This is a genomic window from Bremerella alba, assembly GCF_013618625.1.
GTDB lineage: Bacteria > Planctomycetota > Planctomycetia > Pirellulales > Pirellulaceae > Bremerella > Bremerella alba.
The window spans coordinates 1-16,735 of record NZ_JABRWO010000022.1 but is presented as its reverse complement, the minus strand read 5'-3'; the positions used below and the strand labels follow the sequence as shown (position 1 = coordinate 16,735).

13 protein-coding genes and 1 pseudogene are annotated in these 16,735 nt (G+C 53.0%); 7 read left to right on the top strand and 7 right to left on the bottom strand.

The window, feature by feature from the left end; all coding sequences use genetic code 11:
* The first annotated feature begins 11 nt into the window (after positions 1–11).
* Both HOV93_RS26535 and HOV93_RS24750 read left to right on the top strand, forming a co-directional pair.
* On the top strand, positions 12–953 hold the full coding sequence (locus HOV93_RS26535) for a type II secretion system F family protein (RefSeq protein ID WP_207399240.1): 942 nt from the start codon (positions 12–14) through the stop codon (positions 951–953).
* 14 nt (positions 954–967) lie between these two features.
* Positions 968–1,951, top strand: coding sequence for a type II secretion system F family protein (locus HOV93_RS24750; protein ID WP_207399239.1), 984 nt, complete (start codon positions 968–970; stop codon positions 1,949–1,951).
* 2 nt (positions 1,952–1,953) lie between these two features.
* Here HOV93_RS24750 and HOV93_RS24745 read toward each other — a convergent pair whose 3' ends face one another.
* The 3 genes from HOV93_RS24745 to HOV93_RS24735 form a co-directional block, all read right to left on the bottom strand.
* Positions 1,954–2,988, bottom strand: a complete 1,035-nt coding sequence (locus HOV93_RS24745) for a tetratricopeptide repeat protein (RefSeq protein WP_207399238.1) — start codon at positions 2,986–2,988, stop codon at positions 1,954–1,956.
* A 153-nt stretch (positions 2,989–3,141) separates the two neighbouring features.
* On the bottom strand, positions 3,142–3,765 hold the full coding sequence (locus HOV93_RS26275; RefSeq protein ID WP_261358665.1) for a hypothetical protein: 624 nt from the start codon (positions 3,763–3,765) through the stop codon (positions 3,142–3,144).
* 71 nt (positions 3,766–3,836) lie between these two features.
* Positions 3,837–5,489, bottom strand: coding sequence for a type II and III secretion system protein family protein (locus HOV93_RS24735; RefSeq protein ID WP_207399237.1), 1,653 nt, complete (start codon positions 5,487–5,489; stop codon positions 3,837–3,839).
* Positions 5,490–5,902: 413 nt separating this feature from the next.
* Between HOV93_RS24735 and HOV93_RS24730 the strand changes: the two genes are divergently transcribed.
* A complete protein-coding gene (locus HOV93_RS24730) occupies positions 5,903–6,679 on the top strand; it encodes a hypothetical protein (protein ID WP_207399236.1) in 777 nt (258 codons plus the stop codon).
* Positions 6,680–6,846: 167 nt separating this feature from the next.
* On the top strand, positions 6,847–8,322 hold the full coding sequence (locus tag HOV93_RS24725; protein ID WP_207399235.1) for a sulfatase: 1,476 nt from the start codon (positions 6,847–6,849) through the stop codon (positions 8,320–8,322).
* 39 nt (positions 8,323–8,361) lie between these two features.
* Here HOV93_RS24725 and HOV93_RS24720 read toward each other — a convergent pair whose 3' ends face one another.
* The 3 genes from HOV93_RS24720 to HOV93_RS24710 all read right to left on the bottom strand — a co-directional run bounded on the left by HOV93_RS24720 (position 8,362) and on the right by HOV93_RS24710 (position 11,392).
* Entirely contained in the window at positions 8,362–9,762 is a 1,401-nt protein-coding gene (locus tag HOV93_RS24720) for an RtcB family protein (protein WP_207399234.1), read from the bottom strand.
* 74 nt (positions 9,763–9,836) lie between these two features.
* Positions 9,837–11,045: an L-2-hydroxyglutarate oxidase gene (lhgO, locus tag HOV93_RS24715; protein WP_235991010.1), complete on the bottom strand. Its 1,209-nt coding sequence runs from the start codon at positions 11,043–11,045 to the stop codon at positions 9,837–9,839.
* A gap of 14 nt (positions 11,046–11,059) precedes the next feature.
* Positions 11,060–11,392 carry an MTH1187 family thiamine-binding protein gene (locus tag HOV93_RS24710; protein WP_261358664.1) on the bottom strand — a complete coding sequence of 111 codons (333 nt, stop codon included), beginning with the start codon at positions 11,390–11,392 and terminating at the stop codon, positions 11,060–11,062.
* 431 nt (positions 11,393–11,823) lie between these two features.
* On the opposite strand from HOV93_RS24710, the gene HOV93_RS24705 reads away from it, so the two are divergent.
* From HOV93_RS24705 to tsaD, 3 genes are all read left to right on the top strand, one after another.
* On the top strand, positions 11,824–12,690 hold the full coding sequence (locus HOV93_RS24705) for a DUF1207 domain-containing protein (RefSeq protein WP_235991009.1): 867 nt from the start codon (positions 11,824–11,826) through the stop codon (positions 12,688–12,690).
* Positions 12,691–12,820: 130 nt separating this feature from the next.
* Entirely contained in the window at positions 12,821–14,164 is a 1,344-nt protein-coding gene (locus tag HOV93_RS24700) for a S41 family peptidase (protein ID WP_207399231.1), read from the top strand.
* Positions 14,165–14,181: 17 nt separating this feature from the next.
* Positions 14,182–15,204 carry a tRNA (adenosine(37)-N6)-threonylcarbamoyltransferase complex transferase subunit TsaD gene (gene tsaD / locus HOV93_RS24695; protein ID WP_207399230.1) on the top strand — a complete coding sequence of 341 codons (1,023 nt, stop codon included), beginning with the start codon at positions 14,182–14,184 and terminating at the stop codon, positions 15,202–15,204.
* 44 nt (positions 15,205–15,248) lie between these two features.
* Here tsaD and HOV93_RS24690 read toward each other — a convergent pair.
* Positions 15,249–16,735, bottom strand: a pseudogene (locus HOV93_RS24690) (hypothetical protein); the annotation flags it as partial.

Genomic DNA, 16,735 nt, shown 5'->3' with positions numbered 1-16,735 from the left:
AGAGTCCCGCCGTGGATCAACTAGCCCTCGCTCTGAATGCCAACTCTCTGCCGATCTTCGTGTTCGGTGGAATGGCCGCCGCACTCGGGGCGTTGCTGATGGGTGTTCGCGATTTGTTCGTCTCGCGTGAATCTCGCTTGATGGCATCTCCGATTTTGAAGAAGTTGCCTGCTCGGATTGAAGAAGCCGACGCAACCGGCGTCGGTCGGTTTGACGCGTGGCTGGAACGAGCCATCTATATGACCGGAATGAACACAAGCATCACCATGGCGGCGATGCTATTCATTTTGATCGGGATCACCGCAGGCATGGCCGTCTTTGTCTTCACGGAAGACATTCTGTATAGCGTCGTGGCAGGAATTTTCGGAATCGCCGTGTGCTTCATCATACTTTCGATCACTTACAAACGCGTGATGAAGCAGTTTGAAGACCAGTTTCCCACGGCCCTCGATCTTCTAGCGCGAGCCGTTCGTGCCGGAGAAAGCTTGGATCAGGCATTGGTCATGATTGGCGGATCGGTGAACGACCCTGTCGCGGGAGAATTCCGCCGGATTGCCAAACATTTAGAGATGGGCCTCTCGCTATCGGCGGCCATGAAAAGCTTTGCCTATCGCGTGCCCACCATGGACGTTCGTATTTTCGCCTCGGCACTAAGCGTTCACCGTGAAGCGGGTGGTAACCTGCCCAAGACCTTGGAACGTCTGGCCAGCGTAATTCGTGATCGGATGAGCTACCAGCGACAACTTAAGAGTGTGACCGGTGCCGGGCGTATCACGGCCCTCATCATTTCATGCTTGGGTCCATTGCTATTTATGTACCTGTTCTTCGTTCAGCCAGAGTACAGCAGCTCGTTATGGAACGACCCGACAGGCCGACTCGTGCTGATTGGTGCGGCCATTTCGCAAGTCGTTGGCTTGCTAATCGTCAGCCGTATGTTACGTAGCCGTTATTAATCAAGAGTTCTCATATGCCTTTTAGCTTGGAAGTTGTCGGAGCCTTTCTCGGAATTAGCATTTTGCTGTTTCTGGTAGGCAGCCTTATGCTTTGGCTGGGGCGTAATCGAGCCCAAGATTACTTGGAAGCCTCGAGCGGTAAGTCGTTGGGTGTTTTCACCAAGCTTTTCGCTTACATGATTCCTATCGCCAACGAAAGTCGCGACAAGCTTCAATCGGAGCTGGTCAAAGCAGGCCACTACGGTAAGTACGCCGCCGAAGATTATCTGGCACTGCGTAATGCGGCAGTTCTCGCCTGGCTGGCTTTTGTCGCCGTTGCACTCGTTTTGACGATCAACGATGGCGCGGAAGCTCAGCAGTTTTACTTTATCGTCGGTGGCATCGTCCTGATATTGATCTGGGGGCTACCGCGAATCATTTTGTCGTCTTCGGCATCGGCCCGCGTACAACGGATTCGCTACGGCCTTCCCGACGCTTTGGATATGGTAACGATGACGGTATCGGCTGGCATGCCGCTCCAGAGAGCCATCGCCCACGTCAGCCGCGAACTTCGAGGCTCGCACAACGACTTGTCTTGCGAGTTGACGATCCTTGAAGGGCAAGGCTCGGCTCGATCGCTCGATTACGCGTTGAAAGAATTCGCCAAGCGTGTCGACGACCCCGATGTGACCGCGCTTTCGACAATGATTCACCACGCCGAACGTCTGGGCGGAAACGTTGCCAATGCGTTTCACGAGTTTGCCGACAGCATCCGAGAAACGCGTCGCCAACGGGCAGAAGAAGAAGGGAATCGCACATCGATCAAGCTGCTATTCCCGGTGATCTTCTTCTTGGCCCCACCGATCTATGTGCTATTGCTCGGACCGGCTTTGATGGAGCTTCGGAACTTTTCCCAGCGAGAAACGGCACCCGGCGGAGCGTTGAATCAGTCAGCGACCCAAGCTTCCATCTCTGCGATTCCGGACAGCCAGACGGGCGTTTCCCCGACCGGCAATTAAGACTACTTGGTCGACGCCGCTTGCAGCGCACCCATGATCTGCTGATTGAAGCTTTCAGCGGACGCCGACTGCATCGCTCCGATTTGTGTCGATGCTCTGGCAGGCTGCTGAACATTCGACGTGGCAGGTTCGTCAGAGATCTGGAACACCGCGGGATCGGCTCTCATGCTTTGGGTGGGAATGGTCAACGCTGCATTACCACTGGTCGCTGGGGCCTTTGCAGATTCGCCGCTATATTGCACCTGCTGTACGGACGTTTGTGATTCCGCGAATCGAGATGCCGTGCGCAGCGGATTGTTGGTCGCCGATTCGGGTGTTTGGGAAGCAACGGCAGAAGTTTGCGGAGCGAACTGAGAAGCCGCTGGAATCGAGGATCGTGATTGTGCGACCAATTCCTGTTGCTGCTGCTCTTGGGTAGGAACGACATGTGGTCGTACGTTCGGACGATCTGTGACGTCCCCAGTCATCTGAGCAATCTGAATCAGTGCCTCGGCTGCCGGACGGAGGCGTTTATCAATATCGAGGGCTCGACTGTAATTCGCCTGGGCGAGTTCAAGGTCGCCCCGCTGGCTTTGGATGTAGGCCAGGTTGGAAAGGGCCTCGGCTTCATCTGAAATCTGACGGAAATGACTCAAAGCAATGTCATATTGGCCCAGTTCAGCGTAAACGACTGCCAGGTTAGTGCGAGCAGCCTCGTAGTCTGGGTCTTCGGCCAGTGCGCGTTCTAAGGTCGTTTTGGCCAACTCTTGGTTGTGTTGCAGATAGTAAACATAACCAAGATCCGATAGCATTTCGGCAGAAGGATCATCGACCGTTGCCCCATGTGTCAAGTATTCGACTGCTTGGGCGTACTGACCTTCTTTACCCGAGATGACGCCCATGCGATGCAGGGCGACTCGATTCTCTGGGTCTCTCGATAGGATGTGGCGATAAAGCTTCTTCGCTTTCACGTTATCGCCATTGCGTTCCGAAAGTCGGGCGAAACTCATCTCTTGGGTGAAATTGTTCTCGACCGACGCTTCCGTCATAGAGAACATGGACCCCATGCCTGGTCGGCTGGTGGCACAACCACTAACCACCAGACATGATGCGATCATTACGATTGGCAGAACCACGTGATAGTTCATTCGGCTCGTCATTTCTAAAAGTCGCAGGTTCAAGGTCCATTTCCGCTTGGCAGACTTCCTCGATTAGAAGAAGCCGCCTCCACCACCAAAGCCACCACCAAAGCCACCGCCTCCACCAAAGCCGCCGCCACCGTATCCGCCGCCATAGCCACCGCCATAGGACATTCCACGTTGGTAGGCTGCTGCAGCTTCGCCGCTGGTCAAACCTTCCGAGAAGGATGGTGCGACAACGACTCGCGATTCAGCATCGGTAACACCCATTGCGGTAAGTGCAGCCACAACACAGCGTCGACGCTTCTCGTCTAGCTCATCGTTGTAGTGGAGCGGGTATTGGTATTCAGTGCCAGGCTTTGGTGAAGTCTGGCTTCGTTCGACAACTACTGGAAGCTCGTCACCACGAAGCAAGTTCGCGGCAATTTGTTTCAGGTGATCCTCGCCGTAATCGTTAAGCTTCCAAGCGTTCTTTTCGCCTTTGCTATCGACGAAGTTCGGCTCGAATTCGTGCTGATAGACGACGTACTTGGCTGCTTCCGCATTCAGTTCCTGAGTGCGGTTCATTTCATCAAGTGAGGCCCCCAACATAGTCGGAGGTGCGGGCTCGATACGAGGGCCGCTTTGGCAACCAACCAGGCCAGCCGCCACCAGGGCAAGCGTCAGGCCTCCAGCAGTTCGATTGAATAGGGTCATCTTGGCTATCCTCAATTTGGATTCGTCGCGGGAACGAAAAAGGTGCTGGGTCTTGCCACCTTTGGGCCTAGTTAGTTGGAAAAACCTTGTGGTCCGGAGATGTAGTAATCTTCGCACTCGTGGTAATGTCGGCTGGCTTTGCGAGCATGTCGCTGAGCCTTGAGAATCTCGTGATTCTCATGGTGAATCTGGTGTCGCATTGCTGGCCATACTGTGCTGCGGTAGTCGTAGCCAGGGCGACCTTCAATTTGCTGATGCCAGAAGAACTCTTTATTGGTTGGGTCGGTCACATCAGTACCAGGCAGGAACAAAGGAAGCTGTTCGACTTCCATTGGATGAACCAGTTCTGGACTGACAAGGACCACCAATTCGGTCTCCGATCGGGTTGTGGTCTGACGACCAAACGCGGCACCAATCAGAGGAATATCGCCAATTCCAGGCAGACGAACACGGCTGCCTGCAAGTTCGTCCTGGATCAGGCCAGCAACGGCAAGCCATTGGCCTTCTCGCAGATCAACGGTGGTCGTGACACCTCGGATATCCAAGCCAGGGATGCCATCCACCGTGTTACTCGAGTTAATCGAGCTGAACGATGGTGCAACCTGTAGGCGGATCTTATCTTTGTCGAGAACGGTCGGGGTGAACGCGAGCTGCGTACCGAAACCTCGGAAGGTCGTCGACACGGCCCCGATACCACCAACACCGACAGCTGTTGGCACGGCAAATTCACCACCGGCGATGAAGTTGGCCGACTTACCACTGATGGTAACCAGCGTCGGTTCAGCCAAAATCTTGGCCATCCCGTTGCTGCTTGTCGCCTGTAAAAACAGTTCGACATCGCCGCCATCGAGAATCGCAGTAAGATTGCCTGCTCCGGCACCAATAATATGGGACACGTCGTAGTTTTCGCCACTGACGCTAAAATCGAAACCAAGGTTTCTGGCAGCGGTGCGTTGAAGCTCTGCAATGCGAACTTTCAACATCACCTGTTGTTCACCAGGAACTTGCAGCAAGTCAATAATGCTGGTCGTTCGAAGGTCTTCCGCTCCCGGAAGAATTGCCGCCGTACCCAGGTTCGCTCCCATCGTAAGATTGCCGCTCTGGTCGATTGATTGACCGCCGAGTACGGCGATAATCTGAGCAGCCTCTTGGGCGTCGCGAGCTTGGCCGCGGACAATCAGTTTGTCGGAAACAGGAATCAGCTGAACGATGCTATTCGGGAATAACTCGTTGAGGCGAGATTCAAGCTTGCCGTATTCGATTTCCGCACGGCGTTGTTCTTCGCTGTTGGCAGCGACCTTGACCAGATAACGGAGAACGGTCGATGTTCCGTCCGGAGCTGCAAACCAGATGGTCATCGTGGTTTCGCCGGCCTTCAAACCGATTACTTCCACTTCCGTCGTGCTGAATTCGTTGATTTCAACAATGTCTGGACTGGTGATCGCCACCCGAGTCATTGGAAGTTTTGTTTTCAGAATCTTCGACCGCGTCGGCTCGACTCGGAAAATTAATTCCGGTTCGAGGACCTCTTGGATCAGGTTCGATTCTTTCATCAGAACCGATTCACTCGGCTTCTCGATGAGTTGCTCGTTTCGCGGGCCGGGTAGTTCAGCGGCAATTTGTGCCTGGGCAGTTGCGGGCATAAGGGTAAATACCCCAGCCATGGCCGCGGCGATAGCCGTGCGACTGCCATACTGAACGGTAAGTTGGAACAAACTTTTCATGGGATACCTACCACCACATACGCTGGTTGGGAACGGTCGTGATCGGCAAGACTGCTTACGAAAGGGTCATTCTCGCCCGCCACCCGATATCAGGGCGGAACGTGGATCACTTATGGTTTCGGATGTTCCGATTGTGTTAGTTGAGCCGTATTTGTGCCTAATACGATTTGTTAGGGAATTATCCCCACCGGTGACCTGAACGAAATACACTAGTTATGGAGTTGGGTTTAGACTCTATTTATCTTATGTAGCGATTATCACCTGTGAATCTGGGGGGACTGCGTCAACTCAAACGGACGATACGATATTTTCGTAGAGATGGTTCGGAAAGTGCCGAACGTAACAACGACGCACTTACATTGCGCACGACACCAACTCACATTCCTCAATCCTCCAACAAAGGTTGAGTTACCATGACCACCGTATTTGTTATCGCTGCCGTTCTTCTCGGTGCCGAGGGTGGCGAACCCGCCCCAGTCATTAAACTTAAGCAACCTGTTGCTGCCGAGCAGGCCGAACCAGTTGTAGTTATTTTGGGGGTCATGCCAGCATCGCAGTTAAGTCAGGAAACTGGCGGTGGATTAGTGAAAGCGGTGGGTTATGAACCCTCGCGGACAACGATTCAACGACCAATCAGAGTTGCCACTGTCTCCAAATCCGGACGATTTTCGCTGATGCAAGACGTTTCTCCCTCGGATAGCGTCAGCCCGCACGCCATGCCGACACCGCCGAAAGCCATTCAGCTGCAAAGCATGAATGAAAGCACCGTTAGCAGCTCTTACAACGCACATGAAGATTACTCTTCCGTAAGCTGCGGTTGTGCTTCCTCGTGTGAAAGTAGCTGCAATTCGTGTGGTTCCTGCAAAGCACATGGTTGCAACCTGGGTTGCAGCGGTGGGTGTCATGGATTCGGACACGGCCATGGTGGTTTCTATGCTCGCCACTGCTTGCCATCTCCTTGGCACGCTCCAGGCAACATGGTTGCCCACATCCCCTATGACGCTTACCCAAAGACCTACTACTACTTCCGTCCTTACAACATGCTGCACATCCCAGATCAGCAGGCCCGTGCCGCCGCTTGGGTTGAAAATCCAGCTCTGCCTTACTCGAATCGCATCTTCGATAAGGTCTATGCCGAACTTGAACCAATGCTGAATGACCCAAGTGAAGAGATCGGCGCGGTGCGATAGTCGTCGCAAACCAGACGCTGCTACCAAGGCTCGATAGTCAATCTATCGGGCTTTTTTTCGTTCGAATTCGGAATGCGGTTGATTGCTCGATTCCTGGTCGCGGATGGTTTAAAATACGAACTCCTCTCTCAGAGTTCTCCCATCACTCCCCAGACTAGAGCTAGTTCATGCGTACTTTCCTTTCTTTCACCGTCTGCTTTATCCTGATAAGTTCGGCAGTGGCCCAAGCAGACGAGGCCAAAAAACCCAATATTCTTTTCATCTCGATCGACGACCAAAATGACTGGATTGGTTGCCTTGGTGGACATCCACAAGCCAAGACACCGCATATCGATCGTATCGCAGCACGTGGAACTGTTTTTCTGAATGCTCATTGCCAATCGCCCTTGTGCAATCCATCCCGAACAAGCTTGATGACCGGGCTTCGTCCCTCGTCGACCGGTATTTACGGATTGTCTCCCTGGTTTCGCGATGTACCGGAACTAGCCGAACTGGTCACACTGCCACAGCATCTCCATGCCAACGGGTATACCAATTACTCGACGGGAAAGATTTATCACGGTGGATATGGTCGCAAAGGGAAGGATCAGGAATTTCAAGTCCTTGGGCCTCCGGCCTCGGTGGGAGCAAAACCGAAACAAAAACTCGTCAATACACCATCCGCTCATCCATTAGTCGACTGGGGTGTGTTTCCTCACAAGGATGAGGACAAAGGGGATTACCAGGTTGCATCCTGGGCAGTTAATACGCTGAATGAGAAGCCCAAAGAACCGTTTTGCTTGTCGGTCGGTTTCTTCCTGCCTCACGTCCCGTGTTACGCTACGCAGGAGTGGTTTGACCTTTATCCCGAAGACGAACTAAAAGTTCCTGAGATCATCGCTGACGACCGCGCGGATACACCACGTTTCAGCTGGTATATGCATTGGAAGTTGCCTGAACCCCGCTTGAAGTTCTTAAAGGACGACGATCAGTGGAAGAACCTGACGCGCAGCTACCTAGCCTGCACTAGCTTTGTGGATGCCCAAATCGGTCGGGTTATCGAGGCGTTGGAAAAGAACGAATATGGCGACAACACCATTATCGTTCTGTGGTCCGATCATGGTTGGCACATCGGCGAGAAAGAGATCACCGGCAAAAACACATTATGGGATGACGGTACCCGCGTTCCGCTTATCTTCGCTGGCCCAGGCGTTACCGAAGGCCAACGCTGCACACAACCAGCGGAACTGCTCGACATTTATCCAACACTAAGTGAACTGACCGGTTTGCAACAGCCCAGCGGCTTGGAAGGGCACTCGCTCGTTCCTCAACTGAAGGATGCGAATACGAAACGTGATTTTCCGGCTATCACAACCCACAATCACGACAATCATGGCATCCGCACTGAAAACTGGCGGTTCATTCAATACGCTGACGGTTCGCAGGAACTGTACGACATGCAGTCCGACCCCAATGAATGGACCAACCTGGCTGGCGATAAAAAGTACGCTTCTAAGATCAAAACTCTAAGCAAATTTCTGCCAGCGGAAAGCAAGATGCCAGCACGCAACAGTCAGCATCGCATACTGACATACACCGATGGCATCGCGATTTGGGAGGGGGAAAAGATCGAGAAGGATGCCCCCATTCCTGAAATCGACTAGTGGCTATTCGGTAGGCTCAACACGAAGCCCAAGGCCGAGTTAATCCTCGGCCCGGCTTCCGTCGCCGCACATTTTGACAATCTTCGGGTCGAAGCGTCCTACGATATCGACCAGATCGCTCTGGGCCGCCATGACTTCATGAATGTCTTTGTAGACACCCGGGACTTCGTCTGATCCAGCCGATAAAATGTGCACTCCCTTTTCCTTGAGTTCCTGCCGCGTGTTTTGAATACGAAACGTATCTTTCGCCTTCTTTCGTGACATGCAGCGACCTGCGCCATGAGATGCTGAGTCAAAGCTACTCGCCGCTCCCTTACCGCGCACGACGAACCCAGGCGTACCCATAGATCCAGGAATCACCCCCAGCACTCCCTCACCGGCCGGAGTTGCTCCTTTGCGGTGGACAATCATCTCTCGCCCATTGTGCTTCTCCTTCCAGGCAAAGTTGTGATGGTTCTCGACACCTGCGATGATCTCGGCGCCTAAGAGTTCACTTACCAGACGGTGGATCACTTCGTGATTCGCTGCGGCATAGCGACCCATTAAGTTCATGGCTTCCCAGTACTCCTGACCTTCTTCACTTTCCAACGTCAACCAAGCCAGGTTTTTCAATGCCTCATACTTTTTAGGCAACTTGGTACGCGCGATGTTACTGTAGGTGTTACAAACTGTCGCTCCCGCGCCACGGCTTCCGCTGTGGCTCAGCAACGCGACATACTCGCCTGGCTCCAATGCGAACGAATCTCCAGCAGTGTCACCTTCGCCGATCGTCAGAACGCCGAATTCAGCGAAGTGATTCCCTGAACCTGACGTTCCCAATTGTTTCCAAGCCTTGTCCTTCGACTGGCGTGTGACTTTCGTGATGTTCCAGTTTTCGTCCATGACCTCGTGCTGTTGTGGCTTCTGATGGACCGATCCAACGCCGAACCGCGTTCCATTTTCGAGCGCTCGGCAGAAGTCCTTGAAGCGAGAATCGAGAGTTTCCAACTTCATGTCCAAGACGCTGAGCTTCATGCGGCACGCGATGTCGACACCAACCGCATAGGGCACAACGGCCCCTTCCATGGCTATGACACCACCAATCGGCAAACCATATCCCAAGTGAGCATCCGGCATGAGTGCAGCGCCCGACGCATGAGGCAATTTACATGCTTCCCGCATTTGCGCATGAGCCATCTCATCGATGTCTTCACCCCAGGTACGATAGCCGACGTTTTCACGAAGTGGCTCGATCGTCTGGTCTTCCGTCAGCGTCGTGGCCAATGACCCGTAGCACGGATCATTCACGAAATCATTCGGCGCAGCGAGAACCTCCTTCACCTGCCGCTTCAAATCCGCACCTCGCAGTCGGTGGGTGGTAGCCGCGCTCGATACCGCCTTAACCGCTTCGGCCAAAGCGTATTCCGGAACTCCCAACTGTGTTAACTGACGACGATTCATGATGCCCTCGTATTGATTCGTTCATTTACTTCTTCGAACGCATTAGTCCCCGTTGGTCGTCTGGAGGTTCACCCTTAGAAGTCCAAAACATCGGCCGACTGCTCGGCAATGAAAGCACCAATATTCAAGGACGCGGTCGCAGCTGGACTCGGAGCGTTGAGAACGTGGATGAAGTTGCCTTCCTTCTGAATGACGAAATCATCGACGAGCGATCCATCATTTCGCAAAGCCTGGGCTCGAACCCCCGAAGTTCCCGGCAGCAAGTCCTGGGCTCTTACGGCGGGAATAAGTCGTTGAAGTGAAGCGAGAAAAGCCGACTGAAAATAGGAGCGGCGCATCTCCTCGATGCCAACACTCCAATGCTTTGCGGCGAGCTTGTGAAAACCACGATATCCGACGGCGTCCCATAGATCTTGCCAATTAACATCCCATTTGCGATACCCTTCGCGAGCAAATGCCAAAACCGCATTCGGACCGCATTCAACGGTACCAAAGGTCGTTCGCGTGACGTGAATACCTAGAAAGGGAAACGCAGGGTCTGGCACAGGATAGATCAGGTTTTGACACAGATGCTGTGCATTTTCCGAAAGCTCGTAATATTCACCCCGGAAAGGAACGATTTTTACTTCGGGTTGATGCCCGCACATTTTCGCGACTCGATCGCTTTGCAAACCGGCACAATTGACCAAGAGTGAAGTCTGAAACGATCCATTGGTAGTTTCGAGAACAATCTGCCTTTTGAGCTGCGAAACACCTAGCAACCGGGTGTCTGTATGAATCGCTCCACCACTTTCGAGGATTAACTCACAAAGTCGAAAGCAAACGCGGCGGTAGTCAACAATTCCAGCGGACTTGACGTGGATCGCAGCGATTCCCCTGCAGTAAGGTTCGAGGGCCCGTAGCTGATCGGCGTTTAGTTTGGCACACTCGATGCCATTGAATTGGCCCCGCTGATAGATCTCGTCGAGGCGTCCCAATTCGCTCTCATCGGTCGCGACGATGACTTTGCCACAGATCTCGTGAGGAATATCATATTGCTCGCAGAAGGTTTGCATTGCCAATCGCCCGTCCCGGCAATTAGCGGACTTCAGCGAGTCTGCCCGATAGTAAATCCCCGAATGGAGCACCCCCGAGTTACGGCCAGACTGATGCAGAGCGAGCACCTTCTCTTTCTCAAGCACGATGACTTGATGCTCAGGAAAACGGCGCGAGATTTGGTAAGCAGTCGCCAGACCGATGATTCCGCCACCCACCACAACAACGTCTACTTCAGGCGTATCCATACTTGGGCCGATTCCTATTCCGGTGTGCTAGGAGGCTGAATCGTCTTCAAGGAGACATCCACCTTTTCTAAAACACTTTGGACCTTCGAGTTGAGCCGACCTTGGTAACCTCGACGATAGTCCAGCTTAGCCGTACACGTTACACGATCGCAGTCTTCGGCCATTGCTTCCAAGCATTTCTGCATAACAGCTAGCACCTCATCAATCTCTCCCTCGATGATTGTGCCCATCGCATGCAAGCGATAATCGAGCCCGCTAGCAGCGATAATTTTTAAACTTCGAGCGACGTATTCGCTCACAGAGTCTCCTTTATTAAGAGGAGACATACTGAATTCTAAGAGAACCATGAAAGCCGTTTCTTGTCTAAAACACGAGTGTTTGAATTTAGTTTACCAATGCACTATTTTGATAAAAAGTGATCTTGGGGTCCACCTTGCACCTCGTTACACTTCGCTGTCATCCTCGGTACCCGATTATGCCGATAAGCATGGTTATCACGGATGTATTAAACAAAATGCTATCAGGTACTCCCCACCTTGCGATGATATTAAACGTCCGGCTCGCAGTCATTTTGATTCTAAGCAGCTTCGCGCTCCCGTCGTGGGCTAGTGCGCAGACCGGACTGGGTTGGCCTGACCCAACGAATATGTTCCCAGGACAAAGATCCCCTTACCTGGAACCCATTCTTGATTTTCCCACAGATGAACGGACACCTCAAATCCGGTCAGTCGCCTACGATAATCCGCTTGGACAACCCGTAGTCGAAAGCGGCCTTACGATGATCAATCAACCAGGTCCCGGCCAAGTTCCTTGGGTAGAGCCGACCTATCCCGATTCGGTTTACCAACGGCCAATCACTGTGGTTGAAGAAGAGGCTCCTTACGAATGGACCGTTCTTCCTAAAGGGATGGTCTACAAGTCGTATCTAACCGGGCAAAAAGAATCTCGTCTGTCTGCTCAGCTGGTAAAAATCACCGACGACAATTGGATGCTGGACGGCAACCTGGGCGGACGCTTTGGTGTTTTGCGATATGGACGTGATTCCTCGTTTCTGTCGGATGGTATTCAGTGGGACGTGGAAGGATCGTCTCACGTACGTCTTGATATCCCCGAAGATGTTGACGTTCGATCAGCCGATTTCCGCGCCGGAACGCAGCTTACATGGAGCTACGCCGCCGATCCACGCCATCGCTCAAGATTCGGCTATTACCACTTGAGTTCCCATTTGGGAGACGAGTTTCTGCTAAAGAACCCTGGCTATGACCGTTTAAACTATGCCCACGACCTAATTATCTTTGGGCATTCGTATTACTTCACTCCGAGGCTAAGAGTCTATGGTGAAGCAGGCTGGGCGTTTTACCATTTGGTCGCCGATCCTTGGGAATTTCAATTCGGTATCGAATGGGCTCCCAACGAGCGAACTAGTCCGTGGGGGGAACCCTTTGTCGCCATAGGAACCCACTTGCGTCAGGAAGTGAACTTCGGTGGTAGCTTTGTCGTGCAAGCCGGGTGGGCCTGGGTTGGAGACATTCCTGGACGAACTCTGCGAATGGGCCTTCATTATCACAATGGAGATAGTACCCAGAACTCGTTCTACGATAACTTTGAACAGCAAATTGGCTTCGGTATCTGGTACGACTTCTAATCGCCGACCGCCCAGTCTTTCAATTGCCGCAGGTTTCTCTGGGTTCTATAATTTCTCCCAGATCGCAATCGTATGTTTTTCGGTCCTTTTCGCGCAAGCCCTTCAATCATTCAGGTGAGGATACCATTCCATGCCGTGGAAAAACCACTTGCTGTTCGTTCTGATTCTGGCCTTCGGAACGTCCAATCTTGCAACCGCAGTGGAAGTCGCCAAGAGCGAAGACCCAACCGATCCTGACAACGTCTATGCCAATGTTGACGAAGAGTATGTCGAGCTGATTCAGCTATTCGCGGATACGCTCGATCAGGTCGACCGGAATTACGTCAAGGACGTGGACCGTCGAGAGTTGATGGAAGCCGCCATTCGGGGCGTAATCTCCAAACTGGACCCCTATTCCAATTATATCGCTCCGGAAGATCTCGAACGCTTCAAGACGGGCGTAGAGAGCGAGTTCGGTGGTATCGGCATTCAAGTTTCTACACGAGACGGGCAATTGGTCGTCACGAGCCCATTGTTCGGAACGCCAGCTTACGAGGCCGGAATTATCGCCGGAGATCGCATCACGCATATTGAAGGGGAAGAGACCAAAGGCCTGACGATCGATGATGCCATCAAAAAGCTCAAAGGACCGATCGGCACCGATGTCACGATGACCGTCTATCACCCTAGTACTTTCACCAGCGAGAAAGTCACCGTTCGCCGCGAACTGGTTCAGATTGAAACGGTGCTTGGTGACGAACGCCTGGAGGGGGGCACCTGGGACTTTATGTTCGATCATGCCGATAAGATCGGGTACGTTCGGGTTTCTGCGTTCAGCCGGCATACTGCCGATGATTTGCATCAGGCAATCACTCGACTTTTGGATGACGGAATGAAGGGGCTTGTGCTCGATCTTCGATCCAATCCCGGCGGACTCTTAACCTCGGCGGTTGAGATCTGCGACATGTTTATCGAAGAAGGCAAGATCGTTAGCACCGAAGGGCGAAATTCCCCCAAACGAGTATGGACAGCAGAAAAAGACGGAACATTGCCAGACTTTCCGATGGTCATTTTAATCGACCACTACAGCGCTAGTGCCAGTGAAATTTTGTCGGCGTGCCTGCAAGATCACGATCGAGCCACGATCGTTGGCGAACGAAGCTGGGGCAAGGGTAGCGTTCAGAACATCGTCGAACTTGAGGAAGGTAAAAGTGCTTTGAAGCTTACGACTGCCGGCTACCAGCGTCCCAGCGGCGAAAAGATCCACCGATTCGAAGGGGATACGGACAGCGACAAGTGGGGAGTCTCTCCGGACGAAGGCCAGGATGTAAAGTTGAGCCGAGAGCAGAAAGTGGCCTACCATACCTACCGTCGGATGCGGGATCAGGATACGATCATTCCACACCCGCCGGCCCCACAATCGGTACTTTCTGAAACCGACCCGGTGTTAAGCAAAGGGCTCGAACACCTCAAGGCGGAGATTTCTTCTTCCTGAACCGCAACGCTCAAGCGATGAAAATACTGACGATTGAATCGACCTGCGATGAGACAGCCGCAGCCGTTATCACCGATGATCTACAGGTACTTTCTTCGGTCGTAGCTTCACAGGATGAACTCCATCAAAGGTTTGCCGGAGTCGTTCCCGAAATTGCCGCCCGGGCTCACCTGGAACGATGCTTGCCTGTAATCGACGAGGCAATCCTTAAAGCGAATATCCAATTGGCGGATATCGATGCCGTTGCCGTCGCGAATATGCCGGGGCTCGCTGGCTCACTTTTAGTCGGCGTCACTGCGGCCAAGACCCTGGCATGGCTTCTCGACAAGCCGCTGATCGGCATCAATCACCTGCAAGGGCATATCTATGCGTGTCAGGTCGCTTTCCAAAGACCTATTTTCCCCTGCATTGGGCTGATCATCAGTGGGGGTCACTCGACAATTTACCACTGCAAAAGCCCTTTCGACTTCGAGCCTCTCGGAGGAACAATCGACGACGCGGCAGGTGAATCGTTTGACAAAGTTGCATCGATGCTAGGACTACCGTACCCAGGTGGCCCCTCGCTCTCGAAGTGTGCCATGAACGGAAATCCGAAAGCTTTCGCATTTCCACGCCCGTTTCTGAAAGATTCATCCCGACTCGACTTCAGTTTTAGCGGACTGAAAACGGCGGTGCGATACGAGATTGCCGGTCCTGGCGCTGTCGACTTCAAATCGTTGACTATCGACGACCAACGCAAAGCGGATATCGCGGCAAGCTTCGAACAGGCGGTCATCGATTGCCTGGTGGGAAAGACGATGCAGGCCATGAAGACGACAGGGATTCAGCGGATTTGTGTCGGAGGTGGTGTCGCTGCGAACAGACGATTCCGTGCGGCCTTGGAAGAAGAAGTGGCAGCTACCGGCGGAGAGCTGCTAATCGCTCCCATGCACTTGTGCACTGATAATGCCGTCTTAGGCGCGATCGCTGTAGAAAAAATAAAAGCCGGGCAGGTCGACGATCTCTCGCTCGACGCGTTGCCCGGCTTAATTCGTAATTAAAAGCACATCCGCAAAAGACAGAGCCACTGGCTCAGCCGTCACGATTATTGGATGCCAGTATTCCCACCGGTGGTATCCATGGCACCAGTATTGGTCCCCTGGAAGGTGTACGAGACAACTTCACCGATCGAAGAGAACAGTGGCGTGCCGTTAAATCGCACGTAGCGACGGTCGGCCGAAACCACAGCGAATGCGGAGAAGTTCGTACCTTCAGGAAGCGTCGTGATCACCGGACGGTAACCGACTGAATTTCGGACCCGGCGAACGAAATCGTTCGATCCTTTGTCGACGTCTGAAACGTATTCTTCCGAAGCGGTCGAACCCTCCGAAGCACTATTCAGCTTTGCAGCAACCAACTCGCGAGTCATTGCAGCTTGGGTTTCCACAGCAACCTGAACTTGTTGTTCTGACAGACTCTCTGTTCGCCGGCCTTCCGGTACGGTGAACGTCACGAGTGCTCCGTCTTTACCCAATTCCAGCTGCTGTCGCTCGTGCCGTTGGTCTTCCGTTCCATAGTTGGTGAACACATCAACGGTGATCTTACCGGCAGTCACATCGCCCCAAATCTTGCGAACGAGCATCTTGTAATCACCCTTGAAACCCTTGGGGACAACGTAGGCCTCGTAGGCACCATCCGTACCAGCATCCCCTAGAGACGAGACCGCATCACCCAGGAAAATACCACCCGAGATGGTTCGCGGATTGTGCTGCGAGCAAACGCTTCCGCTTGGTTCCTCGATGATTAAGTCCAGGTCAGATTGCCCCGACCAGGTCACTTTCACAATCGCATCGCGAACAAGTGCTTCACGGATACGCTCGTTGAACTGCTCGGCCACATCATTCTTCTTGTCCGCAAGCAACTGCTGGAGCTGTGCTTTGGCGGTATTGAAAGCTTCCTGACGAATATCGAGTTGTTCTTTTGGCCATTCCTGCGAGAGAATTCCAATGCAGGCCCAGCGAATCGCTTCTTCGTCTTCTAAACGCTTAGCAGCTTTCAAGCCCCAGGAATAAGGCTCTGGTCGCAGCGGTTCCATCTGAGCGACATCTTGATAAAGCTTCAAAGCTCGGGCATCTAAATTTAATCGCGACATCAGAGAAGCGACAACAAGCATGTGGTTCGGTCCACTCGAGAAGTCGATGGCACTCATCAATGCCCGTTCGATCTCTTGCTTGGGGGCATGATCCAGCTGCATTGCCAGGGCCATTGCTTCGTACATCCAAGGCTGAAGCTGACCGTCTCGCAAAGCAAGCTGAATGACCCCAGTAACATCACTGTAACGTTTGGAAGCCATCGCTCGACGGACTTCACTTCGCACGGTGATCGCAGGAATCGTTACTCCAGAATCAAAGGCTCGCTCCCAAGCTTGAAGACGAGTTTCACCTTCGTTGACCTTCAAGATGAAAGCTTCCTGCTCCACTTCGGCTGGTTTGGCCGAAGCATCTGCAGCTGGCTTTTGGACAGCTTTCACGTCCTCGACCTTGGAGACAGCTTTTTCGTCAGCCACGGCAAACACGCCGCCACCTCCACCGC

What these genes read in the sequence shown, in the direction of transcription:
- HOV93_RS24750 (WP_207399239.1), top strand. Translation starts at nt 968, where the DNA reads ATGCCTTTTAGCTTGGAAGTTGTCGGAGCCTTTCTCGGAATTAGCATT.
- HOV93_RS24745 (WP_207399238.1), bottom strand. Translation starts at nt 2,988, where the DNA reads ATGTTCTCTATGACGGAAGCGTCGGTCGAGAACAATTTCACCCAAGAG.
- HOV93_RS26275 (WP_261358665.1), bottom strand. Translation starts at nt 3,765, where the DNA reads ATGACCCTATTCAATCGAACTGCTGGAGGCCTGACGCTTGCCCTGGTG.
- HOV93_RS24735 (WP_207399237.1), bottom strand. Translation starts at nt 5,489, where the DNA reads ATGAAAAGTTTGTTCCAACTTACCGTTCAGTATGGCAGTCGCACGGCT.
- HOV93_RS24730 (WP_207399236.1), top strand. Translation starts at nt 5,903, where the DNA reads ATGACCACCGTATTTGTTATCGCTGCCGTTCTTCTCGGTGCCGAGGGT.
- HOV93_RS24725 (WP_207399235.1), top strand. Translation starts at nt 6,847, where the DNA reads ATGCGTACTTTCCTTTCTTTCACCGTCTGCTTTATCCTGATAAGTTCG.
- HOV93_RS24720 (WP_207399234.1), bottom strand. Translation starts at nt 9,762, where the DNA reads ATGAATCGTCGTCAGTTAACACAGTTGGGAGTTCCGGAATACGCTTTG.
- lhgO (WP_235991010.1), bottom strand. Translation starts at nt 11,045, where the DNA reads ATGGATACGCCTGAAGTAGACGTTGTTGTGGTGGGTGGCGGAATCATC.
- HOV93_RS24710 (WP_261358664.1), bottom strand. Translation starts at nt 11,392, where the DNA reads ATGGTTCTCTTAGAATTCAGTATGTCTCCTCTTAATAAAGGAGACTCT.
- HOV93_RS24705 (WP_235991009.1), top strand. Translation starts at nt 11,824, where the DNA reads ATGATCAATCAACCAGGTCCCGGCCAAGTTCCTTGGGTAGAGCCGACC.
- HOV93_RS24700 (WP_207399231.1), top strand. Translation starts at nt 12,821, where the DNA reads ATGCCGTGGAAAAACCACTTGCTGTTCGTTCTGATTCTGGCCTTCGGA.
- tsaD (WP_207399230.1), top strand. Translation starts at nt 14,182, where the DNA reads ATGAAAATACTGACGATTGAATCGACCTGCGATGAGACAGCCGCAGCC.